This window comes from Allobosea sp. RAF48, from assembly GCF_052114025.1.
GTDB lineage: Bacteria > Pseudomonadota > Alphaproteobacteria > Rhizobiales > Beijerinckiaceae > Allobosea.
The window spans coordinates 1-712 of the sequence record NZ_JBFRDZ010000042.1; the positions used below are offsets into that span (position 1 = coordinate 1).

The 712-nt window shown below is 61.2% G+C and carries 1 protein-coding gene; it reads left to right on the top strand.

Features of this window, described 5'->3' with window-relative positions; translation table 11 throughout:
- The coding region (locus AB4Z10_RS29735) for a glucan biosynthesis protein (RefSeq protein ID WP_441473999.1) at positions 1-606 on the top strand (606 nt) is incomplete at its 5' end.
- Between the last annotated feature and the right edge of the window lie 106 nt (positions 607-712).

Consider the following 712-nt stretch of genomic DNA (forward strand, 5'->3'; position numbering starts at 1 on the left):
GACCGTAACTTCGGCAGCTATCAGGATCTCGAAGCACGCTACGATGCCAGGCCTGGCTACTGGGTTCAGCCTCAGGGCGACTGGGGAGAGGGCCGGATCGACCTGATCGAAATCCCGACGGTGAACGAGGCGTTCGACAACATCGTCGCATGCTGGACCCCGAACGCGCCGTTGCCCGCCGGAAAAGCGGCAGAGTTCCGCTACCGAATCTCGGCGATCTCGACGACCTGGCACCTGCATCCCTACGCGCAGGTGCAACAGACCTTCAACGGCTCGGACATCGAAGACGGCGTCGTCGATGGGAACGGCACGAAGCGCTTCATCGTCGATTTCGCCGGTGGCGATCTCGCCTATTACCAAAGCGAGCTCGATCGCCTGGAGCTGGTCGCGACCACAACAAGCGGCACGATCTCGTCCAAAATCCTCGCGTTCAATTCCCCCTTGAAAGGCGTGCGCGCCATCGTCGATGCGACGCTCCCCGACGGTCAGTCGGCCGAGCTTCGCATGTTTCTTAGAGCGCGAAATCGAATCCTGAGCGAGACCTGGACGGCGACCTGGTCGGTTCCGTCCGGCGATTCCACCCGCCCGCAGCCGTCAAAGAAATGACTTCCGACGACGGCCGATCTTCCGTCGACGGATTAACGCCGGCGTCAAGATTGAAGGAAACCGAAAGATGCCCGCGATCGAGGCTTCATCCACTGTCGCGAGTCCA